The following is a 23748-nucleotide window of genomic DNA, read 5'->3' as shown; positions in this document are numbered from 1 at the left end:
CCAACAGAAGCCCCCTGAGGCGCGCCGCGGCCTCACCGGGTCGCGGCCCGCACGAGCGCGTCGAACAGGCCCTGCTGGGCGGGGTCCTCGTCGGCGGTGTCCTCCGGGTGCCACTGGACGGCCGCGAACCAGCCGTCGGCGCCCGGGAGTTCGAGGGCCTCGGCCGTGCCGTCGGCCGCCCGGGCCGTGACCCGCAGGCCCCTTCCCAGCCGCTCGACGCGCTGGTGGTGGTAGCAGGACGCGTCGGTCTTCTCGGCACCCGCGGCCCGGGCGACGAGCGAGCCGGGTTCCAGGCTGACGGGGTGCACCAGGTGCCGGTGTTCCCGCTCGGGGCCGCCCATGTCCTGCTGCAATGTGCCGCCGAGGGCGACGTTGACGACCTGGAGGCCGCGGCAGACGGCGAGCAGCGGCAGCCCCGAGGCGAGGGCGTGCCGGGCCACGTCGAGGTCGAAGGCGTCCTGGAGGGTGTCGACGTCGTAGACGGTGTCGTGGGTGTCGGTGGCGCCGTAGCGGGAGGGGGCGAGGTCGCCGCCGCCGGGGAGCAGGACGCCGTCGAAGCGGGCGAGCCGGTCGGCGGTGCCGGTGTCCGCCGGGTGGATGCCCGCCGGTTCGCCGCCGGCCCGCCAGACGGCCTCGACCAGGGCGCGGGCGTTGACCTCGGCGGCGTACCGGAGCGCGGAGGTCGTGGCCGAGAAGCGGGCGGGGATCGCTATCAGGGGCCGGGTCACAGCTGGATCCAGGTGGTCTTGAGCTCGGTGTACTTCTCCAGGGCGTGCGCGGACTTGTCGCGGCCGTTGCCCGACTGCTTCATCCCCCCGAAGGGCACGGTCAGGTCGCCCTCCTCGTAGCAGTTGACCCAGACCGTTCCGGCCTTGAGGGCGCGCGAGACCCGGTGGGCGGTGGACAGGTCGGAGGTCCACAGGCCGGCGGCGAGGCCGTACTCGGTGGCGTTGGCCAGGCGGACCGCCTCGTCGAGGTCGTCGAAGGCGAGCACGGACAGGACGGGGCCGAAGATCTCCTCCCGCGCCAGGCGCGAACCGGGGTCCACGCGGTCGAAGACGGTCGGCTCCAGGTACGTCCCGCCGGTCTCGGCGAGGACGCGGTCGCCGCCGGTGCGCAGCCGGGCGCCCTCGTCGACGCCGTGACGGATGTGGCCGGCCACGCGGTCCAGGTGCGCCCGGCCGACGAGGGCGCCCATCTCCGTCTCCGGGTCGAGCGGGTCACCCACCCTCAGTTCGCGGGCCCGCCGGACCACGGCCTCGGTGACCCGTTCGGCGATCGAGGAGTGCACGAGGAGCCGGGAGGGGGCCGTGCACATCTCGCCCTGGTTGAAGAAGATGCCCCAGGCCGCGGTGGCCGCGGCCTTCTCCAGGTCGGGGGCGTCGGGCAGGACGATGTTGGGCGACTTGCCGCCGAGTTCCAGCCAGACGCGCTTGAGGTTGGAGTCGGCGGCGTAGCGCAGGAAGTGGCGGCCGACGGCGGTGGAGCCGGTGAAGGCCAGGACGTCGACGTCCGGGTGGAGGCCGAGGGCCCGGCCCGCTGTCGGACCGTCGCCGGTGACGACGTTGAGCACGCCGGGCGGGAGGCCGGCCTCGGTGGCGAGGCGCCCGAGGAGCAGGGCGGAGAGCGGGGAGTTCTCCGAGGGCTTGAGGACGACCGTGCAGCCGGCCGCGAGGGCCGGGGCGACCTTCCAGCCGGCCAGGGTCAGCGGGAAGTTCCACGGGACCACCGCCCCGACCACCCCGGCGGGTTCCCGGGTGACCAGGGCGAGGGCGTCCGGGGCGGTGTGGGGCGACTCGTCGGTGAGTTTGTCGGCGAGCTGGCCGTACCAGCGGAAGGTGGTGATGACGGCGCGCAGTTCGATGCCGTACGCGTCCGAGATCGGTTTGCCCATCTCCAGGCTGACCGTGAGGGCGAGTTCCTCGCGCCGCTCTTCCAGCAGGTCGGCGAGGCGGAGCAGGGCCCGGCCGCGCTCGGCGGGTGCCAGGCGCGGCCACGGGCCGGTGTCGAAGGCGCGCCGGGCGGCGGCGACGGCCGCGTCGACCTCGGCGGCGCCGCCGTCCGCGACGTCGGCGACGACCCGGCCGTCCCGTGGGGACACGACCGGGAACACCGCCCCTCCGCCGGCCTCCTCGGCGCCGTCGATGTGATGGGCACCGGAGAGCTGGAACGCCTTGGCGCGGCGCAGCCACTCGTCGTGGGGGACGGCCGGCATGGGGGATCCTCCTTTGGTCTCAAACGATAGGGGCGGGGCTGCCCGTGGACGACCGTGCTGGTGGTCAGCCGTCGGCGGCCCTGCCCCGCACCCGTGCGGCGACCAGGCCCAGCGCCATGACGACCGGGACGGACAGCGTGAGCCACAGGGCGGTGGTGCGTTCGCCGCCGATGAGGGTGGTGAAGTTGGCCAGGATGAGCCAGATCGCGCCCGCGATGCCGAGCGCGCCCAGGGCGGGTGCGATCAGCGTGTTCCACGGGCGGGTGTCGAGACGGGCGCGGCGGAAGAAGACGACGACGGACACCGAGGTCAGCAGGTACAGCAGCATCATCGCCAGGACGGCGACGCCGCTGAACCAGGAGAACAGCGTCAGCACCGGGTCCTTGCCGGCCAGGGCGAAGGGCACCACCAGGAGGACGGCCAGGACGGTCTGGACGCACCCGGCGGTCCAGGGGGCGTGACGGCGGTTGAGCCGGCACATCCGCAGCGGCAGCAGCCGGTCGCGGCCGAGGGAGAACAGGTAGCGGTTGGCCGAGTTGTGGAAGGTGAGGATGCCGGCGAAGAGGGACGTGGCGAGCAGGACCGGCAGTACGTCGCCCACCCACCCGCCGAAGTCGGCCGCGATGGGCACGAAGACGAACCCGGCGCCGTCGCCGCCCTCCAGGGCCTTGCCCGCGGCAGCGGTGGCCTGTGAGGCGCCGTAGGAGGAGATGAGCATCCAGGAGACCAGGGCGAAGAAGCCGGTGACGACGACGACCGCGAGGTACGTGGCCCGCGGCACGGTCTTCCTGGGTTCGCGGGCCTCCTCGCCGTAGATGGCGGTGGCCTCGAAGCCGAACATGGAGGCCACGGCGAACATCACGGCCACGCCCGGGGCGCCGTCCAGGGCGGCGGACGGGGAGAAGCTGGCGGCGAGGCCGAGCCCCTCGGGGCCGCCGCCCTTGAAGAGGGTGACCAGGGCGAAGACCGACAGGATGCTGAACTCCGCGAGGACGAACACGGCGAGGACCTTGGCGCCCATCTCGACACCGGCCGCCCCGAGCGCCTGGACGACGGCCATGGTGGCCAGCGTCCAGACCCACCACGGCAGGTCGAGGCCGGTGTGGGTCGCGACCAGGCCGCTCACGATGGCGCCGTAGAGGCCGTACATCGCGGCCTGGATGGTGCAGTAGGCGAAGAGTGCGAGGCCCGCGCTGCCGGTGCCGGTGGTGCGGCCGAGACCCTTGCCGATGTACGTGTAGAAGGCGCCCGCGTCCACCACGTGGCGCCCCATGGCGACGAAGCCCACCGAGAACAGCAGGATCACCAGGCCCGCCACCAGATAGGCGGCGGGGACGCCGGGGCCGTTGCCGAGGGCCACGGCGATGGGGGCCGCGCCGGCGATGCCGGTCAGCGGGGCCTGGGCGGACAGGACGAAGAAGAGGATGCCCACGACGCCGAGGGCGTTGGGCTTGAGCGTGCCTGCGGTGGGCGCGTCCGGTTTCGCCGCGTGCCGGGAGACCGTCTGACTGTCCACTCGGATCACCTGCCAGAGGGGAGGAAGGATCGTTTCAGGCCAAACGAGTTGCCTCATCGTGAGGCGGAACTATCCGTTTGGCAAGGGGTGAGGGACGAGAAATTCCAGCGCGGCGGAGCCGAAGCGGACCGGAGGGGTCAGGCCTCGTCGCCGCGCCGCTCGGCGAGCAGCCGCAGCACCGAGCGCAGCTCGTCCAGGGCCTCGTCGATGACCTCGCGCTCACCGAAGACCAGCTGGTGCAGGACGAGCCCCTCCAGCGTGGCGAACACCATCCGGGACAGGCCCTCGTCGACCGGGCCGGGCAGCATCTGGGTGAGTTCGCGCCGGGTCGCGTCGAAGTACTCGTCGTACAGGGACCGCAGGTGGGCCAGGAGCTCGGGGCGGCGCCGGGCCTCCAGGAGCAGCTCGTACTGGAACGCCTGGAGGTCCGGCCCGGCCTCCACCATGTCCGTCAGCCCCACCGAGAAGTCGGCGACCCTGCCGGTACCCGGTTCGAGGGCGCTGCTGCTCAGGGAGGAGCGGATGGCGTGGGCCACGGCCTCCTCGATCAGGGCGTCCCGGGAGCCGAAGTGGTGCACGACCAGGCCGTGGGTGACGCCGGCCTCCTCCGCGACAGCCCGGTAGGTAAGCCGGCGCAGCCCGCCCCGGGCCACGACCCGCACGGCGGCCTCCAGCAGGGCCTCACGTCCCGTGCCGTAGTTCACGCGCTTGCGGGGGCGCCGCCCGGCGGGCTCGGTCATGCCCGTGACCCTACCCGGGGCGGCCCGCTCGGCGGCGCGGCGGCCGGACCGCACGTCATCAGCGACGCGGCGGCCGGATGCCACGGAACTCCCAGTCGCCGCCGAGCGCGGTCGAGAGGACCTCCTCCGACTCCGTGGGCTGAGCGCCCACGTCCGTGCGGATGGCCGTCGGGCCGGTGACGATGTGGTTGGTGAGCCGCCCGAGGCCCTCGACCTCCACCTCCACGACGTCGCCCGGCTGGACGGGCCGCGAGTTGGCGGGCGTGCCGGACAGCAGGACGTCCCCGGGGTACAGGGTGATGGTGCGGGCGATGTCGGCGACGAGGTAGTGCATGTCCCAGGTCATCTCGTCGGTCGAACCGTCCTGCACCACCTCTCCGTTGACGTACGTCCGCAGCCGCTTGCCGTGGAAGTCCCAGTCGGTGACCAGGCCGGGGCCGAGCGGGCAGAGGGTGTCGGAGCCCTTCACCCGGAGCATGGACCCGGCGTCGGTGTCGCGGAAGTCGTGCAGGCCGTAGTCGTTGGCGACGGTGTAGCCGGCGATGTACTCGCCCGCTTCCTCCGGGGAGATGTTGCGGGCGGTCTTCCCGATGACGATGGCCACCTCACCCTCGTAGTTGAGCCACTTGCAGCCCTCGGGGCGGACGATCGCCCCCTGGTGGGCGTTGAGGGCCGAGGTGGGCTTGTGGAAGTAGGTGGGGGTGTCGGGCAGCCCGATCCGGAACTCGTCGACGCGGCTGCGGTGGTTGAGGTGAACGGCGATGACCTTGGACGGCACCACGGGCGGCAGATGGTGCGCGTCCTCGGTCTTGACGCGGCGGCCGTCCCCGGCGACGAGTTCGTCGCCGTCGACGGTGACCTGGACGGCGGCGCCGTCGAGGAGGATGCGGCGGTACTCAGGCATGGGTGGACTCCTGCGCGGGGGTGTGGTCGGCGGTCCAGCCGCCGGCGGGGCGGTCGAACCAGAGGTGGGCCTGGCCGGTGCCGACGGAGTTCTCGTACGCGCCGTACTGACGGGCCCGGGCGGTGCAGTGCCGCTCGCCGAGGGCACCGGCCATCATCAGGTAGTGGAAGAACTTCGCCTCGGGCTTGAACTTCCAGAACTCGTCCATGGTGTCGAGGACCTTGTCGTGGCGGCCCTCCTTGAACCAGGCGATGCGCTGCTGATCGGCCTCTCGGGCCTCGGGCGTGCGGATGTGCACCGGGTCGCTGGCCTCGTGGTCGCGCAGTTCGCGCAGCGGCCAGAAGGTGTGCGAGAGGGCGCCGGACGCGATGATCAGCACCCGCCGCCCGGGGGTCGCGGCGATCCCGTCGGCCAGCGCCCGCCCGAGCCGCAGGTGATCCTCCATGTCGCCGGTCTGGCAGACGCCGATGGTGACCCACCGCTTGTCGGGCAGCCCCTCCCCCAGGTACTTCCAGAGGTTGAGGGTGGCGTAGTAGATCGGCAGGTACTCGTCGTCGATCGGCGTGATCCAGGTGCCGTGCTTGTCGGCGAACGCGGCCACGTTGTGGGCGAGTTCGGGATCGCCGGGGAAGTCGTACGGCATCCTGCACATGCCGCGCGGCAGTTCCTCGGAGGTGAAGAGCCCGGCCCTGCGCGCCTGCGCGGTCACGACGAACTCGACGGTGGTCGCCCAGTGCGAGTCCAGGACGACGACGGTGTCGTAATCGTTGGCGGCATCGCGCTCGAAGACGTCCTGGCGCAGTTGCCGCAGCCCGGTGACGAGGGTGATCTCCTTGCCCTCGTTGAGCTCCAGCCGGTCGGCCTCGGGCAGCACGATGGTGGGCACGTGGGCGAGCAGCCCGGCCCCGACGATCTCACCCATGGTTCTGCCATCCCTTCGGGGCGGTGACGGTGTTCTTCAGGTCGCAGTAGAAGTCGAAGCTCCAGGTGCCGCCCTCGCGGCCGACGCCGGACTGCCGGGAGCCGCCGAAGGGCGCCTGGAGGTCGCGCACGAAGAAGCAGTTGACCCAGACGGTGCCGGCGACGAGCCGCGCGGTGACCCGTTCGGCCCGCTCCCGGTCGCCGGTCGCGACGGTGGCGGCCAGCCCGAACCGGGTGTCGTCGGCGAGCCGTACGGCCTCGTCCTCGCCGGTGAAGGTCTGGAGGGTCAGGACCGGCCCGAAGACCTCCTCCTGCACGATCTCCGAGTCCTGGGCGACGTCGGTCAGCAGGGTCGGCGCGTAGTACTGACCGTCCTTGCGGTGGCCGCCGATGACCGCCCGCGCCCCGGCCGCGAGGGCCCGCTGCACGAAGCCGTCGATCTTCTCCAGCTGGCGCGGGTGGATGGTGGGCCCGACGTCGGTGCCCTCGTCACGCGGGTCGCCCTGCCGCAGGGCCGAGGCCTTCGCCACGAACCGGCGGGTGAACTCCTCCACGACCGGCTCCTCGACGAGCAGCCGGGTCGCCGCCAGGCAGACCTGCCCGGCGTTGTCGTACTGCTCCACGGCGAGGTCGACGGCGAGGTCGAGATCGGCGTCGGCGAACACCAACAGGGGTGACTTGCCGCCGAGTTCGAGACTCAGGGGCGTGAGGTTCGCCGCGGCCGAGGCGGCGATCCGCTTGGCCGTCGGCACCGACCCGGTGAAGCTGATGCGGCGCACGTCGGGGTGGGAGGTGAGCGCGTCGCCGATCTCGGAGCCGTACCCCTGGACGACGTTGAGGACACCGGCGGGCAGTCCGGCCTCCGCGGCGATGTCGGCCAGCAGGGAGGCGGTCAGCGGCGACCACTCGGCGGGCTTGAGGACGACGGTGTCGCCGGCGGCGAGGGCGGGGGCGACCTTCCAGGTGGCCAGCATCAGGGGCGCGTTCCACGGGGTGATCAGCACACAGGGCCCGGCCGGGTCCCAGCTGACGTGGTTGGTGTGACCGCGCGTCTCGAAGTCCTCGTGGTCCAGCCGGAGCAGCCAGTCGGCGAAGAACCGGAAGTTGTGCGCGACGCGGGGCATGACGCCCCGCCGGTGGGAACGGAGCAGCGCCCCGTTGTCCGTGGTCTCGACGATCGCCAGCTCTTCGATCCGCTTCTCGACACCGTCGGCGATGGCGTGCAGGATGCGGGCGCGTTCGGCGCGCGAGGTGGCGGCCCAGCCGGGAAACGCGTCCCGGGCGGCGGCGACAGCGGCTTCGGCCTCGGCGGGCCCGCCCCGGGCGATCTCGCCGAGGGCGGTGCCGTCGATGGGCGAGTGATCGGTGAAGGTCCCGGCGGAGGCAACACGCTCGCCACCGATCCAGTGCCGGGTGTCGACGGAAACTCCGGCGACGGTGATGTTGTCAGACATAGGAAGAGTTCCATTCGAACGAGGGGGAATCGCACTCACCTAGGGGCGCGGGGCTGTGCTCATATGCGGCTCCGCCGCGTGGGCGCGACAAGCCCACACCCGACCACGGCCCTACTCGGCAACCGCTCCGGACGTACCGCTCTCCAGCAGCCGCCCCCCGTCCCAAACGACCCCGACCTGCCGGTAGTACGCAGCGATCGGCTCCCGTACCTCCAGCCGCGCCAGCTCCTCTGTAGGCGCCTCGAACAGTTCAAGCTCCGCGTCCCCCACCCACGGCTGACCGCCCTCGAAAGACGCGGCCCCGGACTCGATCAGCTCGTCGAGAGCGAGCCCTTTGCCCTTCTCGATCGAGGGCAGCCACCGGTGGTGCGCCATGGGATGCGCGTTGACGAACCCACCGCTCGCGGACGGCTCCCGCAGCGTCACCACGGCCTGCGCGAGACGCCGGTCCGCGGCCGCCAGCGTCGCCCCGAACCGCGCCCCCGCCTCGATCCGCGGAGCGGGCCCGTAGGGATGCGGCCGCGTCTGGTGGATGGAGCCGAGCTTCTTCGGATACCCCTGGTGCAGCCCCCGCGCGATGGCGAAGTCCTTGTCCACCCAGATGTGGACGCACCGCGAGTAGGTCTGCCCCCGGAACCGGCACCGCACCACCGCGAACGCCTCCTTGTACTGCGCCCGCACGGGATCCAGCAGTTCCTCCCCCGACGTGGAGCACGACTGCCAGTCGGCCCAGATCAGGGCGACGGCACCCGGATCCTCGTCCGCCAGCTCCAGCGGTTCGGGGAGCAGTTCACGTACGCGGGCGGGATCCGTCCGGTACTCGACGGTGAGCAGGTCACCGGAGTACCGCCAGGGCGGAGACGGGACCAGCGACGACGCGCCCGTCGCCGTCTTGGGATGGAAGTAACCACGAAGACCGGTCACGAGAGGGCTCCTTGCGAGGTGAGGGCGGGCTGCTTCAGCAGTTCGGCGCGGTACCGGGCGGCGGCCCGGGCCGCTGCGGGTCCGCCGAGCGCTACGACACCGACCAGCAGACCGTCGCGGTGGTAGCCGGCCACGACGTCCCCGGCGGGGTCCCCGTCGAGCACCCGGACATCGCCGAGCCCCAGACCGGGTGCCCCGAAGGACTGCAGCCGGAAGTCGTGCTGGTCGCTCCAGAAGGTGGGCAGCGGCGCGAAGGGCGGCAGGCCGGGGTCGCCGCTGACGAGGACCTTCGCCGCGTGCTTGGCCGAGTCGGTCGGCACGGACCAGTGCTCGACCCGCCGCGGCACGCCGTCGTAGCGGGCGTTCGGGAAGCGGGCGACATCGCCCACCGCGACGACGTCGGGCCTGCCGCCGACGCGCAGGTGGCCGTCGGTGAGCACGCCGTCGCTCAGGTCGAGGCCGTTGCCCTCCAGCCACTCGGTGTTGGCGACCGATCCCACGGACTCCACCACCACATCGGCGGGCAGCACGGATCCGTCGCTCAGCACGACCCCGGTGACACGGTCGCCGCCCTCGAACCCGGCCACGCCCGCGCCGAGCGCGAAGCGGACCCCGCGCTTCTCGTGCCGCGCGCGCAGCTCCCGGGCGAGCAGTTCCCCGAGTGGCCCGATCATCGGCAGGGGCAGCGGATCGACCACGGTCACCTCGGCGGCACCCAGCCCGACGGCCGTGGCGGCCACCTCGCAGCCGATGAACCCGGCGCCGACCACGACGACCCGTACGCCGGGCCGGGTCAGCCCGTCCCGCAGCACCTGGGCGTCGTCGATGGTCCGGACCGTGTGGCGGCCGGCGACCGGCCCGGGGCAGCGCAGCCGGCGGGGCCGCATCCCGGTGGCGACGACCAGGCCGTCGTAGCAGAGCACCGCGCCGTCGTCGAGTCCGACGGTCCGGTCGGCGAGCCGGGCGGAGACGATTCTCGTGCCGAGCCGCCACTCCACGTCTGTCGCGGAGGCCTTCGGTGTGAAGACCAATGAGTCGAAGGCCGCCTTGCCCGCAAGGACCTCCTTGGACAGCGGGGGCCGGTTGTACGGCGGGTGGGGCTCGTCGCCGATCACCGTGACGGAGCCGGTCCAGCCCGCGGCGCGCAGCTGCTCGGCGGCCCGCAGTCCGCCGAGGGAGGCGCCGGCGACGACGATGCGCCCGCTCATGTCAGTCCTCGATCCGGATGGCCTGGAGCGGGCAGACGTCCGCGGCCTCCTCGACCTCGTCGCGCAGGGCGTCGTCGGGGTCGGGGACGTAGGCGAGGCGGCCGTCGTCGTCCATCCGGAAGACGTCGGGTGCCGAGAAGACGCACTGTCCGTGGTCCTGGCACTTGTTCATGTCGACGACGACCTTCATGGCCGGTCCTCCTGAATGTGAGGGCGTCGAAGCGGTGGGAAAACGGGGCCCGGCCGGAAGGGGCCGGGCCCCGGCCAACGGGGTGCGTGAGAAGCGCCCCGAACTCGTTTGGCTTCAAACAAGGTAGGCAGGGGCAGGGGTCCGGTCAAGAGCTATCCGGATGGATAAATTCTTTGCCCGGGCCTCTTGCGGGGCCCCTCGTCCCCGCTTACCGTTTGGCGTCAAACAGCCCTGGGCGGTCCTGGCTCCGCCGCGCCCGGACGCTCGCTCTCACGCCACCCGCCTCCCCGGCCCCGTGTCCCGGAGGTGTCCCGACGTCCGCCCGAGGAGACAACGGTGAGCGCTCACGATTCCGAAGAAGTCCGCCGCCACATGGACCGGCTCGCCGCCGACGGCGTCGACGTGGTCCGGGTGACCTATCCCGACCTGATCGGCACCGACCGGGCGCGCGACGTGCTGCTCGAAGAGCTGCCCCGGGCCTGTGAGCACGGCCTGGCGTTCTGCCGGGCCGTCTACCACACCAGCCCGCAGGGGGACGTGGTCCCGGTCAGCGGCGGGCTGGACGCGGGGCTGCCGGACATCTGCGTCCGGCCCGACCTCGACACGCTGGTGCCGCTGCCCTGGGAGCCGGGGGTGGCCGCCTGTCTGGGCGAAGTCGTCGACCCGGCGACCGGCGCACCCGCCCCCGAGTCGCCCCGCGACCTGCTGCGGTCCGTCCTCGCCCGGTGCGCCGAGCACGGGCTGCGGCCGGTGGTCGGGCCCGAGCTGGAGTACTTCCTGTGCGAGCCGGACGGGTCCGGCGGCTGGCGCCGCTACGCGCCCGACCCCGGGGTCGTCTACACCGCCGGTCTGCGCGCCGACCCCGACAACCACCTGCTGCGCACCCTGCGCCACGTACGCGACCTGAAGGTCGGGGCGATCAGCGGCAACCACGAGTTCGACGGCGGCCAGATCGAGATCAACCTGGTCCACTCGGACGCCGTGTCGGCCGCCGACCGCTCCTTCCGCTTCAAGGCCGCGATCAAGGAACTGGCCCGCAAGGAGGGCCGGCTGGCCACCTTCATGGCCAAGCCCTTCAACGACGCGGGCGGCTCCGGCTTCCACCTCCATCTGTCCTGCGACGACGAGGAGGGCCGCAACACCTTCGACGACCCGTCGGGCGCGTACGGCCTGTCCGCCGCCGCCCGGCACGCCGTCGCCGGTGTCCTCGCCCACGCACCGGCCCTCGCCGCGCTGCTCAACCCCACGGTCAACTCGTACAAGCGCTTCGGTCCGGACACCCTCGCGCCCTGGCTGATCGACTGGGGGCTGGACAACCGCAGCGCCATGGTGCGCATCCCGCCCGAGCGCGGTTCCGGCGCCCGGCTCGAACTGCGCCTCGGCGACGCGAGCGCCAACCCCTACCTGGCGATCGCCGCGACGACGGCCGCCGCCCTGCTGGGCGTGCTGGCCGGCGAGGAGCCGCCCACCCCGCTGGAGGGCTACGGCTACGACACCGCCCGCTCCGCCGTCCTGCCGCAGACCCTGTCCGCCGCGCTGGACGCGCTGGAGGCGGACACCGCCCTGACCGACCTGCTCGGCAAGGGGTTCACCACGTCCTTCCTCTCCTACAAACGCGACGAGGTCGAACGCTTCCACCGGCACGTGACGGACTGGGAGTTCACCGAGTACGCCTACCACCTGTGACGCCCCCTGTGACGCCGAGGAGCATGCCGATGACGACCGAGACCCCGACCGACGCCGTGCGCGAGCCGCTGCCCCTGGCCGACGTGGACCTCTCCGACCTGGACCGCTTCACCGACGGTGTGACGCCCTGGCGGATGTTCCACACCCTGCGCCACGAGGACCCGGTGCACTGGCAGCCCGAGGAGGCGCCCAACTCCGGCTTCTGGGCGGTGACCCGGCACGAGGACATCGTGCGGGTCGACCGTGACGCGGAGACCTTCACGTCGACGAAGTTCGTCAACCTGGAGGAGGTCGACGACGACCAGATCAAGAAGCGCGCCTCGATCCTCGAACTGGACGGGGTGCGCCACCGGGCGCTGCGGAGCCTGATCCAGCGGCAGTTCGGTGCGAACGTGATCGGCGGCTACACCGACTTCCTGCGCGGGCTGACCGCGAGGACCCTCGACGCCGCCCTCGCCAAGGGACGCTTCGACTTCGTCGAGGACGTCTCGGCGGACTTCCCCATCAACGTGCTCGCCCGGCTGCTGGACGTGCCGCCGGAGGACAACCAGAAGCTCATCGACTGGGGCAACCGCATCATCGGCCACACCGACCCCGACTACGCCGACGTCCTGCTGCACAGCGAGGAGAGCGAGCAGTACCGCGACCTGCCCTTCCGCTCCCCCGCCTCGCTGGAGGTCTTCGAGTACGGCCGCGATCTGGCCCGGCAGCGGCGCGGCGGCGACGGCACGGACCTGGTCTCCCGGCTGGTCAACACCACGCCCCGGGACGGGGTGCCGCTCTCCCCGCAGGACTTCGACAACTACTTCCTGCTGCTGGTCGTCGCCGGCAACGAGACCACCCGGCACACCATCTCCCACTCGATGCTGGCCCTCCTCCAGCACCCCGGGCAGCTGGCCCGCCTCCAGGAGGACCCCTCGCTGATCCCGGTCGCGGTCGAGGAGTTCCTGCGCTGGGCCTCCCCCGTCTACCACTTCCGCCGCACCGCCACGCGCGATGTCGAGCTGGGAGGCAAGCGGGTGCGGGAGGGCGACAAGGTGGTGATGTGGTTCGCCTCCGGCAACCGAGACGAGGAGGTCTTCGGCAACCCCTACGACTTCGACGTCGCGCGCCGCGACAACGACCACGTCACTTTCGGCAAGGGCAGCCCCCACCTGTGCCTGGGCAACCTGCTCGCCCGCACCGAGATCCGCATCATGTTCGAGGAACTGATCCCGCGCCTGGCGGACATCCGCCTGACCGGCGACGTGCCGCGCGTGCGCTCCAACTTCGTCAACGGCATCAAGAAACTGCCGGTGGAGATCACCCTGGCCTGACGCCCGCGATCACCACCCGAGTTGGGGTTCGCCCAGGACCTCGCCGCCGATGTGCGCGGCGAGTTTCCGGGCGCGGGACAGGTCGCCGAACTTGGTCACGTGCACGAAGACGGTGTGCTCCTCGGTCCAGCGGCCCCGCTGGGCCCTGTCGCCGTGGAAGACGACCTGGACACCGTCGTACGGGGGCGATCCGTAGTGGTCAGCCGCCGGCTCGTCCGGCCATCTGCCGTGCCACTCGATGGCGGCCGCGCCATCGCCGAGGGCCTTCGCGAAGCGCGCCACGACGTTCCCGGCCGAAACCTCCTCCGTGAGGTCGAGCGGCAGGTGCGCCTCCAGCGCCGCGTCGTCCGCCGTCGTCACGTCGAGGTCGAACTCGACATACCGGCCGGTCACCGGATCTGTGCGCGTTCTGGTGTGATCGAAGGTGCCGCCGGGCAGGAGCGCGGCCATCCGCCGCACCTCCCCGGTCGTGCGCAGCTCCGCGGTGAGCCACACCTCGTCCTCCTGCTCCAGCAGCGCGCACAGACGCCTGGCCTGCGTGTATGCCGTGCTCGCGTCGTCGGTGCGCAGAACGGGGTACGCCTTGGAATTGCCCATGGACCGTACCGTCACACGCCCGAGTGCCGACCGCCACCAGGTTTCCGCCGCCACCCGGCCAGGCCGCCCGCGTGCCGCGCCGCGCCGGCCGGCCTCTGCCGTCGCCCGGGCGGCGGCAGAGGCTGCGGACATGCATCGTCGCGCGGTCGGCGGGAGGCTGGTGGTGTCGGCACCCGACGCGCCGCGAGGAGATCGCCATGGACACCGCCACCCTGGAAGACATGCGGACCACGCTGCGGGGGCCGGTGATCGGCCCGCGGGACGCCGGATACGACCAGGCGCGCAAGATCTACAACGCGATGATCGACAAACGGCCCGCCGCCCTCGTGCCCTGCGCGGACGCCGCCGACGTGATGGCCGCGGTCACCTATGTCCGCGACCACGGCCTGGAACTCGCCGTGCGGGGCGGCGGGCACAGCGGCCCCGGCCTGTGCCTGGTGGACGACGGCGTGACGGTCGACCTCTCGCCGATGCGCTGGGTGCGGGTGGACCCGGAGGCGCGCACCGCCGAGGTCGGCGGCGGCAGCCACCTCGGCGACCTCGACCACGCCACGCAGGCCTTCGGTCTCGCCACCCCCACGGGCATCATCTCCATGACGGGCGTCGGGGGCCTGACCCTCGGCGGCGGCCACGGCTACCTCACCCGCAAGTACGGGCTGACCGTGGACAACCTGATCGCCGCCGACGTGGTGCTGGCCGACGGCAGCTTCGTCACTGCGAGCGAGACCGAGCACCCGGACCTGTTCTGGGCCCTGCGGGGCGGCGGCGGCAACTTCGGCATCGCGACGTCCCTCACCTACCGGCTGCACCCGGTGGGCACGGTCGGCGCCGGGGTGACCGTGTGGCCGGTCGACAGCACGCGTGAAGTGCTGGCGTGGTACCGCGAGTTCCTCCCGCAGGCACCCGAGGACGTCTACGGCTTCTTCGCCGTCCTCGTCGTGCCGCCCGGCCCGCCCTTCCCCGAGCAACTCCACGGCAAGAAGGTGTGCGGCATCGTGTGGTGCTGCACGGGCGACCTGGACGGGGTCGACGAGACCCTCTCGGTGGTGAACGACGCGGGCCGGCCGGCCTTCCACTTCACGACGCCGATGCCGTACGACGCGCTGCAGGGCATGTTCGACGAGCTGATCCCGACGGGCTACCAGTGGTACTGGCGGGGCGACTTCTTCGACGGCATCCCCGACGCCGCCCTGGACGTGCACCTCGCCTACGGCCGGAGCAATCCCACGCCGCTCTCACTGATGCACCTCTACCCGATCGACGGCGCCGCCCACCGGGTCGGCCCGGACGACACCGCGTGGAGCTACCGGGACGCCCTGTGGTCCGGTGTCTTCGCCGGCGTCGACCCCGACCCGGCCAACGCCGAGACGATCCGGCGGTGGTGCGTGGGCTACCAGGAGGAGCTGCACCCGTTCTCGATGGGCGGCTCGTACGTGAACTTCATGGGCTCGGGCGAGGGCCAGGAGCGGGTCCGGGCGACGTACCGCGGCCACTACGACAGGCTCGCCCGGGTCAAGCGGACCTACGACCCGGACAACCTCTTCCACGCCAACCAGAACATCGAACCGGCGCGAGGGTGAGAGCCATGGGCCGGACGGTCGACGCCGACGGCGTGGAACTCTGGGTGGAGCAGCGGGGCGAGGGACCCGACGTCCTGCTCGTCGCGGGGCTCGGGGACCCGGCCGAGGCGTGGCAGTCACAGCTCGACGGGTTCGCGGACCGCTACCGGCTCACCGCGTTCGACAACCGCGGCGCGGGCCGCAGTCCGCTGCCCGACGGCCCGCTCTCCGTGGCGGGGATGGCCGACGACGCGGCGGCGCTGCTGCGTGCGCTCCAGGTTCCGGCGGCGCACGTCGCGGGCTTCTCGGGCGGCAGTTTCATCGCCCAGGACCTGGCCCTGCGCCACCCGGGCCTGGTGCGCAGCCTCGTCCTCATGAGCACGATGGCCCGCCCGGACCCCTACTTCCGCACGATGACGCGCTTCTGGAACTGGATGGCCGAACGCGCCCCGGACGAACGGGCCATGCTGGAAGCGTTCTACCTGTGGGTCTACACACCGCGCGCCCACGCCGACGGCATGGTCGACCGCCTCGTCGACGAGGCGCTGGCCTTCGAGCATCCGCAGTCCGCCGAGGCCTTCCAGCGCCAGCTCGCGGCGTTCGCCGGGCACGACACCCTCGACCGCCTCGGCGGCATCAGCGCCCCGGCCCTGGTGCTCGCCGGTGAACTCGACCTCGCCACACCGCCACGCCTGGGCCGCACGGTCGCGGACCGCATCCCGGGCGCCGTGTTCGAGGTGCTGCCCGGGGAGGCGCATCAGCCGTTCCAGGAGGTGCCGGAGGTGTTCAACGCGCGGGTCGGCGCCTTCTGGAGGGAAGTGGAGGCGAGGGACGGGGGGACTGCGGCCCGGCGGGGCTGAGCATGTCGGGCGGCCGTTCACCGGCCGGTGCCCGCCGGGCAGAGGCGGCGGGCACCGTGCGGTTGCCGACGGGTGTCAGGCCGCGGCGAGAACGGGGTCCGGTTCCTCGGCCGCGGCGAGCAGGGCGAGGAGTGTCGCCCGGGCGCGGGCGACGCGGGAACGGACCGTGCCGACGGGGCAGTTGCTCAGCGCGGCGGCCTCCGCGTAGGGCAGGCCGAGCAGCTGTGTGAGGACGAACGCCTCGCGGCGTTCGTCCGGCAGCCCGGCCAGCAGCTCCATCAGCGCCACGCCGTCGTCGAAGCCGGGCAGACCGCGCGGCTGGGCGAGTTCGGCCGCCGGTTCCCAGTCCGGCAGGTCGGCCGGGCGGGGGCGTACGGCGGTGCAGCGGATGCTGTCGGCCACCGCGCGCCGGGCGATCGCCAGCAGCCAGGTCCGCGCCGAGGAACGGCCCTCGAACCGGTGCAGGCTGCCGAGCGCCCGCAGGAACGTATCCTGCGCCAGATCGTCCACCGCCTGCGGGTCGGCGCACAGATGGGCGACGTACCGGATGACGTCACGGTGCAGGGCGCGCACGAAGTGGTCGACGGCCGCGGAGTCGCCGCCGCGGGCGGCCAGCGCCCAGGCGGTTATCGACGCGTCGGCCGACGCCGATCTGTCGTGCGGAAGCGGCAGGGCAGGAGTGATCACCTGATGTCCTTGTCGGGGTTCCGGGACCGCGAGGACGCGAGCAGGCAGGCCGTGAGGTCAGACGTGCGTGCGTGGGTGCGCGGTCCGGTGAGCGGGGGGCGCGGGCGTGCCCGTACCGCGCGGCGGGAGGAGTGACCTCCCGGGTACGCGCAGGCACAGGGGTACGGCCGCTGCCGGGGCGCACAGGGGCTGCCCCGGTCGGCACCTGCTGCCTTCAGGCGGCAGCGGCCCCCGCGGGTGGTCCCCGGGTGGTGATCGCGTGGACGAGAAGGAGGCGGCGCGGCGAGCGGTTCGCCGGCCGTCGCCGCCGGCGCACGGGCGGGGGCGGCGGTACGGGCAGGGCGAACAGCAGCCGCAGCGGCGCGGCGAGCCGGCTGCCCACGGCACGCAGCAGCCGGAAGGCGGCCCGCTCCCCGTGGCCCAGCCACAGACCGCACAGCAGCGCGGCCAGGAGGTGGGCGGCGAGCATGCCGAGGGACGAGTCACCGCCGGGGACGTGCCCCGCGTGCGGGGACACGGCCTCCATGGCGCCCGCACCCATGTCGTGGCTCATGGATCCCATGCCATGACTCATGGACGGCATGTCCGTGGAGTGGGCCCCTGGTGCGGAAGGCGCCGGCGGGCCGAGTGAGAACGCCGAGTGCAGCGTCGTCTGGACGGCCACGGCGACGCCGACGACCAGGCCCAGCCCGCGCTCGCGGCCCGCGAGGCACCAGCCCGCCGCGCCCGTCACGACCCAGCCGGCCAGCAGTGTCGAGGGGGGCACGTGGTCGCCGGACATCATGACGTGTCCCAGGGCGGCGAGCACGACACAGACGGCCGCGAACACCGCGGCCCGTATCGCGCGAGCACACCACCCGACTGTCATGGCGCCTCATCCTCGCATCCGGCCCCGCCCCCACACCCATGAGTACGGACATCCGCCCGGCCGGGCACTCAATCCGAGCCATGTGATCCAGGACACTGCCGTGGAGCCGGTGGCTCCGGTGGGGCCGCGGCAGAATCCACGGCGTGGACATCACCGCGCAGGAGCTCAATCGGGCCACTCTCGGGCGCCAGTTGCTGCTGGGGCGGGAGGTGATGGAGGCCGGGGAGGCGGTGCGGCGTGTGGTGGCGCTGCAGGCGCAGCATGCCGCTTCGCCGTACGTGGCGTTGTGGAACCGGCTGGCCGGGTTCGCGCCGGCCGAGCTGGACGCGGCGTTCGCGGAGCGCGCGGTGGTCAAGGCGACCCTGATGCGGATCACGTTGCACGCGGTCCACGCGGACGACCACCGGGTGTTCCGCGAGGCGATGCAGCAGACGCTGTACGCCTCACGGCTCGGGTACCGCTTCGCCGCCGCCGGGCTCACGGCGGCCGACGGCGAGGCGCTCGTCCCCGGGTTGCTGGACTTCGCGGACCGGCCCCGGACGGCCGCCGAGGTGCAGGACTGGCTGGCGGAGCGGGTCGGCGAGGAGAAGAAGGCCGGCGCGTGGTGGGGACTCAAGGCGTACGCGCCGCTGCTCCACGTCCCGACCGGCGGACCGTGGTCGTTCGGCGCCCGGTCGTCGTTCGTCGCGGCGCGGACCGGCCCGGTCCCCGAAGGGCGCGAGACGGTGGCGGAGGCGCTGCGCCACCTCGTCCTGCGCTGTCTGGCGGGCTTCGGGCCCGCCTCCGTGGCGGACGTCGCGCAGTTCGCCATGGTGCCGCGGGCCCCTGTACGCCGTGCACTGCTCGCCCTGGACGACAGGGTGGAGCAGCTCCGGGGGCCCGACGGGACCGTCCTGTACGACGTACCGGGTGCCTCGCGCCCGCCGGCGGACACGCCGGCGCCGCCCCGGCTCATGGCCATGTGGGACAGCGTCCTGCTGGCCCACGCCGACCGCAGCCGCGTGATTCCCCCGGCGTACCGCCGTCTGGTGATCCGGGTGAACGGCGACGTGCTGCCCACGCTGCTGGTGGACGGCCGGGTCGCCGGTGTGTGGCGCGCGGTCGACGGCGGTGTCGAGGCCACGGCGTTCCACGAGCTGCCGGGCGCCGTGTGGGACGGGCTCGCCGCGGAGGCCGCGTCGCTGACGGCGCTGCTGGCCGGCCGCGACCCCGAGGTCTACCGCCGCTACCACCACTGGTGGCCGAAACTCCCCGACGGCCGGGTTCGCCTGCTCAAGGGCTGAGGTGTCACGCGGGTGACAGCGCGTCAGTGGTGGGCGTGCACCACGGCGTGCCCCCTGCCGCGGCCGATCATCCACTTGTTGACCGGGGTCGTGATCAGGAAGGCGACCGCGAAGCCGCCCAGGAGCGCGGACCAGAAGAGACCGTCCGACAGATGGGCGTCCATCGCACCCGGGGTGAGCGCGATGATCGCGTTGTCCACGAGTTCCATCACCGCGATCGAGACCGTGTCCGCGGCGAGGGCGATCCTGATCGCGGTCTTGAGGCCGACGCCGGACCGCAGGACGGCGAACAGGGTGAACGAGTAGCCGAAGAGGAACGCGAGCCCGATCGCCAGGACCATGGTGGGCACGTTGGCCCAGCCCAGCGACGTGCCGATCACCATGCCGAGGATCTCGCCGATCGCGCATCCGGTCAGACAGTGCAGGGTCGCCTTGACGGCGGTTCCCCAGGACGCGGTCCCGTGCGCATGCTTTCCGGGTTCATGAGCGGTGTGGTCCATGACATCGACTATATACCCCTAGGGGGTATAGATGCGACCTAGAGTTGACCGCCATGACGACACAGCCCGTTCCCCCGGCACAGCCGACTCCGCCGCCCCCGGCCGCACAGGCCTACCTTTCCGAACTGTTCTCCCTGGAGGGCCGGGTCGCGGTGGTCACGGGCGGCAGCTCCGGCATCGGGCGCGCCATCACCGGCGCCCTCGCGCGTGCCGGGGCGAGTGTGGTGGTCGTGGCCCGCGGCGAGGCCGGGCTGACGGCGACGGTCGGGGAACTGACGGCCGAGGGCTGCCGCGCCGCGTGGGTCAGCGCGGACCTGAGCACCCGCGAGGGCGTGCGGACGGCGGCGGAGCGCGCGGTCGAGGCCTTCGGGGAGCCCGGCATCCTCGTCAACAGCGCCGGGATCAACCTGCGTCCGCCGATGGACGAGCTGGGCGAGGACGTCTGGGACGCCACGATGGCCGTCAACCTGGAGGCCCCGTTCCTGCTGGGGCAGCGCTTCGGCCCCGGCATGGCGGAGCGCGGGTACGGACGGATCATCCACATCAGCTCGCAGCAGGCGCATCGGGCGTTCGTCCAGAGCGGCGCCTACGGTGCCTCCAAGGGCGCCCTGGAGGCACTGGCGCGCTCCCAGGCCGAGGCGTGGTCGCCGCGCGGCGTCACCTGCAACGTCCTCGTGCCGGGGTTCGTCATGACACCGCTCAACGCGCGGCTGTCGTCGGACCCGGAGAAGGTGGCCGCCCTCGCCGCCCGCACGATGATCGGGCGCAACGGCCTCGCCGGTGACTTCGCGGGCGCGGCGGTCTTCCTGGCGAGTGCCGCGTCCGCCTACGTCACCGGGCAGTCCCTCTTCGTCGACGGCGGACTGTCCGTCCACTGAGGCCGCCCCGGTATCCGTGCGGGGTCCCCCGAACGGACAGCGGCCGACAGGCGATGACCGGTGCCCGGTGTCACGCTGGGCACACAGGACCCGCCGAAGGGAAGCATCGCCATGATCACGACGGAGTACGTCCCCGGTTCCCCCTGCTGGCTCGACCTGGGCGCTCCGGACGTCCCGGCCGCCGCAGCCTTCTACGGCGCCGTCCTCGGGTGGGACTACGAGTCCATGGGCGAGAGCGAGGACTTCGAGGGCGGGATGTTCAAGAAGGACGGCAAGATCGTCGCCGGGCTCGGCAAGCTCACCGAGGAGGGCGCGCGATCGGCCTGGATGCTCTACTACTGCGTCTCCGACGCGGACGCCACGACGCAGGCCGTGCAACAGGCGGGCGGCACCGTGCGGGTCGCCCCGATGGACCTCGACGACTGGGGCCGGATGGCGCAGTACAGCGACCCGCTGGGCGGCCAGTTCGCCGTCTGGCAGCCGGGCACGAACAAGGGCCTGGAGCTGGTCGACCAGCCGGGCTCGCTGTCGTGGACCGAGCTGTACACGAGTGACGCCGCGGGTGCGCGGGAGTTCTACGGCGCCCTCTTCGACTGGCGGTTCAGCGACATGCCGCTGCCGGGCGGCGCCGGCACGTACACCCTGATCACCCCCTCCGGGCTCCCCGAGGACCGGATGCACGGCGGGCTGATGCAGCTCCGCAAGGAGGACCTGGCCGCGACGGGCGGGCGGCCGTACTGGCACCCGGTCTTCGCCGTCGAGGACTGCGACGCCGCGGTGGCCGAGGTCAGCGGGAACGGCGGCAGCGTACAGATGGGCCCGGAGGACATGGAGGGCGTCGGCCGCCTCGCCGTCTGCCTCGACCCGGCCGGCGCCGACTTCGTGGTGCTCACCCCGTCCGTGAGCTGATCCGGACACCCCCGCACACCGTTCCGGCCCGGCCACGGTCGACGACATGAACCGAGAGCCCGATTCCGAAGACACCGTTCGGCTCGCCCGCCTGGCGAAGGGCTGGGCCGAGGCGATCGTCTCCAACGACCCCGCGCGGATCGCGGGCTTCATGGCGGACGAATGGGTCATCGTCTCCGATTCGGGGATCGACCCCAAGGAGAAGTTCCTCTCCCTCGTCGAGTCCGGCGCGCTCACCCACTCGGCGATGGACCTCAGGACCGATCCGCGGATCCGCGTCTACGGCGACACCGCCGTGGTGACCGGTCGGGTGACGAACACGGCCCACTTCCACGGCGAGCGCCACGACACCGACGAGTGGACGACGGACGTGTTCGTGCGGCGGCAGGGCCGCTGGCTGTGCGTGCTGAGCCACATCACACCGGCGGCCCCCGGCTGAACCCCTGAATCCTCTTGCATATGATGTGCAAATGCACGAGTACTGCATCAGGGAAGCCGCGGAGGCCGACATCGACGGGGCCCGGGCGGTGATGCTCGACGCCGTGTACCGCGACTTCGGTACCGGGTACGTGCCGCACTGGCACGCCGACATCATCGACCCGGTGCCGTTCTACGTCACACCACCCCGGCACACCCTCCTGGTCGCCGTCGACGAGCGGGACGGAACGGTGGCGGCCACCGCGGCCCTGGACGCTCGCGGCCCGGCGCACCCGCCGAACCCTCATTGGCTGGCCGAGCGGTTCCCCTCGGGCGAGACGGCGCAGTTGCGGCGGGTGTACGTACGCCCCGAGCACCGGCGGCGCGGCCTGGCCCGGCAACTCGTGGACGGCCTGCTGGAGTTCGCCCGCGCCGACGGCGGATACCGGTCCGTGTACCTGCACACGTACCCGCACTCCCCCGGCGCTCTGGGCCCGTGGAAGGCGCTGGGCAAGGCGGTGTGCGACGAGCGGGAGGACGTGCCCGGCGGGGGCAGCGGGGTGGTTCACTTCGAGATACCGCTCACTTGATGAAAATGGTATTCATATACACTATGAGAACCTCCCGCCGGCTCACAGCCGGGCTGTTCGTGCTCCCCTTGCTCTCCGGTTGTTTCGCCTCCTCCGGTGACGACTCCTCCGCCTCCGCCGACGGTGCCGCCGGCGGTGCACGCCTGCGTGTGGCCCTCCCCTTCGCCCCGACCGAGAACTACTCGCCGTACGGCCAGGACGCGATGCTCCTGTCCCGGCTCGGTGTCACCGAGGGGCTGACCAGGCTGGACGCCAACGGCACGGCGGTACCGGCACTGGCCGAGTCGTGGAGCAGTGAGAACGGCGGCAGGAGCTGGGTGTTCACGCTGCGGGACGCGACGTTCCAGGACGGCGGGGTCGTCACCGCCGAGGCCGTCGCCGACGCCCTCACGGCCGCCGGGAAGGCCGACCCGGCACCGTCCGCACTCTCCGGCGTGAAGCTGACCGCCACGGCCGAGGACGACGAACGCGTCCGGGTCGTCACCGCCGAACCCGACCCCGTCCTGCCGCTGCGGCTGTCGAACCCGTCCCTCGCGGTGTTCGCGCCCAAGGCGTACGACAAGAAGGGCACGGTGAACGTCGTCGGCACCGCCACCGGCCCCTTCGCGCTCACCAGGATCGACGGCGACACCGCCGCCACGCTGGACCGTTTCGACGACTACTGGGGCGGCCGGGCCCAGGCGTCCGGCGTCACCGCCAGGTTCGTCTCCGACGGCACCGCCCGCGCCAACGCCCTGCGCACCGGTCAGGTCGACATCGCCGAGTCCCTGCCCGTCGCCCAGGTCGCCTCCCTCGACGAGGACGACGTCCACGAGGTCAACACCGCCCGCAACACCGGCCTTTACCTCAACACCAGGTCCGGCGCCTTCACCGACGCGGGGCTACGGGCGGCCGCACGGGAGGCGATCGACACCTCGGTCATCGCCAAGGGCGCCTACGAGGGGTACGCCGTCCCCGCGCAGGGCCTGTTCGGTCCGGCCCTGACCTGGGCGGCCGGCAAGCGCGTCGAACCGGCCGGGCGGGCGCGCGCGACCCGCCCCGACGGCGAGAGCATCACCCTCGCCGCCTACAGCGACCGGCCCGAACTGCCGGAGACCGCCCAGGTGCTCCAGCAGCAGCTGCGGAAGGCGGGGTTCAAGGTGAAGCTGGAGGTCCGCACGTACGCGCGGCTCGAAGGCGACCTGCTGGACGGCAAGTTCGACGCGGCGGTCTTCTCCCGCAACATGATGCTGGACACCGGCGACCCGGTCACCGTCCTCGCGAGCGACTACACCTGCGACGGCTCCAACAACCTGTCGTTCCTGTGCGACAAGAGCGTGGACAGGATGGTCGCCGCCGCGCAGGCCGAGTCCGGAACCGCCGAGCGGCAGGACGCCGCCATGAAGGCGGAGGCGGCGGTCCTCGGCACCGACTCGGTGATCCCGCTGGTCCATCTGAAGCTCGTCGCGGGCATCGCGACGGACGTGCGGGGCGCGCTGCCCGATCCGTACGAGCGCACCCTCATAGGTACGGGGACCCGGCGCTGA

24 protein-coding genes are annotated in these 23748 nt (G+C 72.4%); 10 read left to right on the top strand and 14 right to left on the bottom strand.

What is annotated here, in order from left to right; translation table 11 throughout:
• Positions 1-32: 32 nt before the first annotated feature.
• The 10 genes from RFN52_RS36850 to RFN52_RS36805 form a co-directional block, all read right to left on the bottom strand.
• Complete coding sequence (locus RFN52_RS36850; protein WP_184853254.1) at positions 33-728, bottom strand: gamma-glutamyl-gamma-aminobutyrate hydrolase family protein; 696 nt, start codon at positions 726-728, stop codon at positions 33-35.
• Entirely contained in the window at positions 725-2215 is a 1491-nt protein-coding gene (locus RFN52_RS36845; protein WP_184853252.1) for an aldehyde dehydrogenase, read from the bottom strand. Before RFN52_RS36845 ends, RFN52_RS36850 begins: the two co-directional genes overlap by 4 nt.
• A gap of 64 nt (positions 2216-2279) precedes the next feature.
• Positions 2280-3731, bottom strand: coding sequence for an APC family permease (locus RFN52_RS36840; protein WP_184853251.1), 1452 nt, complete (start codon positions 3729-3731; stop codon positions 2280-2282).
• Between the two features lie 137 nt (positions 3732-3868).
• Entirely contained in the window at positions 3869-4471 is a 603-nt protein-coding gene (locus tag RFN52_RS36835; protein ID WP_184853250.1) for a TetR/AcrR family transcriptional regulator, read from the bottom strand.
• Positions 4472-4529: 58 nt separating this feature from the next.
• Positions 4530-5375: a fumarylacetoacetate hydrolase family protein gene (locus RFN52_RS36830; RefSeq protein WP_184853249.1), complete on the bottom strand. Its 846-nt coding sequence runs from the start codon at positions 5373-5375 to the stop codon at positions 4530-4532.
• Positions 5368-6297 carry a 3,4-dihydroxyphenylacetate 2,3-dioxygenase gene (locus RFN52_RS36825; RefSeq protein WP_184853248.1) on the bottom strand — a complete coding sequence of 310 codons (930 nt, stop codon included), beginning with the start codon at positions 6295-6297 and terminating at the stop codon, positions 5368-5370. Before RFN52_RS36825 ends, RFN52_RS36830 begins: the two co-directional genes overlap by 8 nt.
• On the bottom strand, positions 6290-7750 hold the full coding sequence (locus tag RFN52_RS36820) for an aldehyde dehydrogenase (RefSeq protein ID WP_184853247.1): 1461 nt from the start codon (positions 7748-7750) through the stop codon (positions 6290-6292). The genes RFN52_RS36825 and RFN52_RS36820 overlap by 8 nt, the downstream gene beginning before the upstream one ends.
• 111 nt (positions 7751-7861) lie before the next feature.
• Positions 7862-8674 (bottom strand): acetoacetate decarboxylase family protein, encoded by an 813-nt coding sequence (locus RFN52_RS36815; protein ID WP_184853246.1) that lies wholly within the window; start codon positions 8672-8674, stop codon positions 7862-7864.
• Positions 8671-9882: an NAD(P)/FAD-dependent oxidoreductase gene (locus tag RFN52_RS36810; RefSeq protein ID WP_184853245.1), complete on the bottom strand. Its 1212-nt coding sequence runs from the start codon at positions 9880-9882 to the stop codon at positions 8671-8673. The genes RFN52_RS36815 and RFN52_RS36810 overlap by 4 nt, the downstream gene beginning before the upstream one ends.
• A 1-nt stretch (position 9883) precedes the next feature.
• Positions 9884-10072: a ferredoxin gene (locus RFN52_RS36805; protein WP_031108213.1), complete on the bottom strand. Its 189-nt coding sequence runs from the start codon at positions 10070-10072 to the stop codon at positions 9884-9886.
• Between the two features lie 336 nt (positions 10073-10408).
• Here RFN52_RS36805 and RFN52_RS36800 point away from each other — a divergent pair, with 336 nt between their 5' ends.
• Both RFN52_RS36800 and RFN52_RS36795 read left to right on the top strand, forming a co-directional pair.
• Positions 10409-11758 carry a glutamine synthetase family protein gene (locus RFN52_RS36800; protein ID WP_184853244.1) on the top strand — a complete coding sequence of 450 codons (1350 nt, stop codon included), beginning with the start codon at positions 10409-10411 and terminating at the stop codon, positions 11756-11758.
• Positions 11759-11787: 29 nt separating this feature from the next.
• Entirely contained in the window at positions 11788-13074 is a 1287-nt protein-coding gene (locus RFN52_RS36795) for a cytochrome P450 (RefSeq protein ID WP_373308407.1), read from the top strand.
• A gap of 9 nt (positions 13075-13083) precedes the next feature.
• Here the strand turns inward: RFN52_RS36795 and RFN52_RS36790 are convergent, their stop codons facing one another.
• Entirely contained in the window at positions 13084-13671 is a 588-nt protein-coding gene (locus tag RFN52_RS36790; protein WP_184853240.1) for a hypothetical protein, read from the bottom strand.
• Positions 13672-13868: 197 nt separating this feature from the next.
• On the opposite strand from RFN52_RS36790, the gene RFN52_RS36785 reads away from it, so the two are divergent.
• A complete protein-coding gene (locus RFN52_RS36785) occupies positions 13869-15251 on the top strand; it encodes an FAD-binding oxidoreductase (RefSeq protein ID WP_184853238.1) in 1383 nt (460 codons plus the stop codon).
• Between the two features lie 5 nt (positions 15252-15256).
• Positions 15257-16090 carry an alpha/beta fold hydrolase gene (locus RFN52_RS36780; RefSeq protein ID WP_184853236.1) on the top strand — a complete coding sequence of 278 codons (834 nt, stop codon included), beginning with the start codon at positions 15257-15259 and terminating at the stop codon, positions 16088-16090.
• A 75-nt stretch (positions 16091-16165) separates the two neighbouring features.
• Here RFN52_RS36780 and RFN52_RS36775 read toward each other — a convergent pair whose 3' ends face one another.
• The gene (locus RFN52_RS36775) at positions 16166-16777 is read right to left on the bottom strand and encodes a sigma-70 family RNA polymerase sigma factor (RefSeq protein WP_184853234.1); all 612 of its coding nucleotides are present in this window, start codon (positions 16775-16777) and stop codon (positions 16166-16168) included.
• A gap of 214 nt (positions 16778-16991) precedes the next feature.
• Complete coding sequence (locus tag RFN52_RS36770; protein ID WP_184853232.1) at positions 16992-17645, bottom strand: hypothetical protein; 654 nt, start codon at positions 17643-17645, stop codon at positions 16992-16994.
• A gap of 143 nt (positions 17646-17788) precedes the next feature.
• On the opposite strand from RFN52_RS36770, the gene RFN52_RS36765 reads away from it, so the two are divergent.
• A complete protein-coding gene (locus RFN52_RS36765; RefSeq protein WP_311241148.1) occupies positions 17789-18928 on the top strand; it encodes a winged helix DNA-binding domain-containing protein in 1140 nt (379 codons plus the stop codon).
• A 23-nt stretch (positions 18929-18951) separates the two neighbouring features.
• Here the strand turns inward: RFN52_RS36765 and RFN52_RS36760 are convergent, their stop codons facing one another.
• Positions 18952-19428 carry a DUF4396 domain-containing protein gene (locus RFN52_RS36760; protein ID WP_184853230.1) on the bottom strand — a complete coding sequence of 159 codons (477 nt, stop codon included), beginning with the start codon at positions 19426-19428 and terminating at the stop codon, positions 18952-18954.
• Between the two features lie 53 nt (positions 19429-19481).
• Here RFN52_RS36760 and RFN52_RS36755 point away from each other — a divergent pair, with 53 nt between their 5' ends.
• The 5 genes from RFN52_RS36755 to RFN52_RS36735 all read left to right on the top strand — a co-directional run bounded on the left by RFN52_RS36755 (position 19482) and on the right by RFN52_RS36735 (position 23748).
• Positions 19482-20306, top strand: a complete 825-nt coding sequence (locus RFN52_RS36755; RefSeq protein WP_184853228.1) for an SDR family NAD(P)-dependent oxidoreductase — start codon at positions 19482-19484, stop codon at positions 20304-20306.
• Positions 20307-20417: 111 nt separating this feature from the next.
• Positions 20418-21215, top strand: a complete 798-nt coding sequence (locus tag RFN52_RS36750) for a VOC family protein (protein ID WP_184853226.1) — start codon at positions 20418-20420, stop codon at positions 21213-21215.
• Positions 21216-21261: 46 nt separating this feature from the next.
• Positions 21262-21654, top strand: coding sequence for a nuclear transport factor 2 family protein (locus tag RFN52_RS36745; RefSeq protein ID WP_184853223.1), 393 nt, complete (start codon positions 21262-21264; stop codon positions 21652-21654).
• 31 nt (positions 21655-21685) lie between these two features.
• Positions 21686-22222 (top strand): GNAT family N-acetyltransferase, encoded by a 537-nt coding sequence (locus RFN52_RS36740; RefSeq protein ID WP_184853221.1) that lies wholly within the window; start codon positions 21686-21688, stop codon positions 22220-22222.
• Between the two features lie 23 nt (positions 22223-22245).
• Positions 22246-23748, top strand: coding sequence for an ABC transporter substrate-binding protein (locus RFN52_RS36735; RefSeq protein WP_184853219.1), 1503 nt, complete (start codon positions 22246-22248; stop codon positions 23746-23748).

The organism is Streptomyces collinus, assembly GCF_031348265.1.
GTDB lineage: Bacteria > Actinomycetota > Actinomycetes > Streptomycetales > Streptomycetaceae > Streptomyces > Streptomyces collinus.
Note: the sequence above shows the minus strand (reverse complement) of the source record. Positions and strands in the feature narration are given on the sequence as shown.

What these genes read in the sequence shown, in the direction of transcription:
- RFN52_RS36845 (WP_184853252.1), bottom strand. Translation starts at nt 2,215, where the DNA reads ATGCCGGCCGTCCCCCACGACGAGTGGCTGCGCCGCGCCAAGGCGTTC.
- RFN52_RS36835 (WP_184853250.1), bottom strand. Translation starts at nt 4,471, where the DNA reads ATGACCGAGCCCGCCGGGCGGCGCCCCCGCAAGCGCGTGAACTACGGC.
- RFN52_RS36830 (WP_184853249.1), bottom strand. Translation starts at nt 5,375, where the DNA reads ATGCCTGAGTACCGCCGCATCCTCCTCGACGGCGCCGCCGTCCAGGTC.
- RFN52_RS36825 (WP_184853248.1), bottom strand. Translation starts at nt 6,297, where the DNA reads ATGGGTGAGATCGTCGGGGCCGGGCTGCTCGCCCACGTGCCCACCATC.
- RFN52_RS36820 (WP_184853247.1), bottom strand. Translation starts at nt 7,750, where the DNA reads ATGTCTGACAACATCACCGTCGCCGGAGTTTCCGTCGACACCCGGCAC.
- RFN52_RS36810 (WP_184853245.1), bottom strand. Translation starts at nt 9,882, where the DNA reads ATGAGCGGGCGCATCGTCGTCGCCGGCGCCTCCCTCGGCGGACTGCGG.
- RFN52_RS36805 (WP_031108213.1), bottom strand. Translation starts at nt 10,072, where the DNA reads ATGAAGGTCGTCGTCGACATGAACAAGTGCCAGGACCACGGACAGTGC.
- RFN52_RS36795 (WP_373308407.1), top strand. Translation starts at nt 11,788, where the DNA reads ATGACGACCGAGACCCCGACCGACGCCGTGCGCGAGCCGCTGCCCCTG.
- RFN52_RS36790 (WP_184853240.1), bottom strand. Translation starts at nt 13,671, where the DNA reads ATGGGCAATTCCAAGGCGTACCCCGTTCTGCGCACCGACGACGCGAGC.
- RFN52_RS36785 (WP_184853238.1), top strand. Translation starts at nt 13,869, where the DNA reads ATGGACACCGCCACCCTGGAAGACATGCGGACCACGCTGCGGGGGCCG.
- RFN52_RS36780 (WP_184853236.1), top strand. Translation starts at nt 15,257, where the DNA reads ATGGGCCGGACGGTCGACGCCGACGGCGTGGAACTCTGGGTGGAGCAG.
- RFN52_RS36770 (WP_184853232.1), bottom strand. Translation starts at nt 17,645, where the DNA reads ATGACAGTCGGGTGGTGTGCTCGCGCGATACGGGCCGCGGTGTTCGCG.
- RFN52_RS36760 (WP_184853230.1), bottom strand. Translation starts at nt 19,428, where the DNA reads ATGGACCACACCGCTCATGAACCCGGAAAGCATGCGCACGGGACCGCG.
- RFN52_RS36755 (WP_184853228.1), top strand. Translation starts at nt 19,482, where the DNA reads ATGACGACACAGCCCGTTCCCCCGGCACAGCCGACTCCGCCGCCCCCG.
- RFN52_RS36750 (WP_184853226.1), top strand. Translation starts at nt 20,418, where the DNA reads ATGATCACGACGGAGTACGTCCCCGGTTCCCCCTGCTGGCTCGACCTG.
- RFN52_RS36745 (WP_184853223.1), top strand. Translation starts at nt 21,262, where the DNA reads ATGAACCGAGAGCCCGATTCCGAAGACACCGTTCGGCTCGCCCGCCTG.
- RFN52_RS36740 (WP_184853221.1), top strand. Translation starts at nt 21,686, where the DNA reads ATGCACGAGTACTGCATCAGGGAAGCCGCGGAGGCCGACATCGACGGG.
- RFN52_RS36735 (WP_184853219.1), top strand. Translation starts at nt 22,246, where the DNA reads ATGAGAACCTCCCGCCGGCTCACAGCCGGGCTGTTCGTGCTCCCCTTG.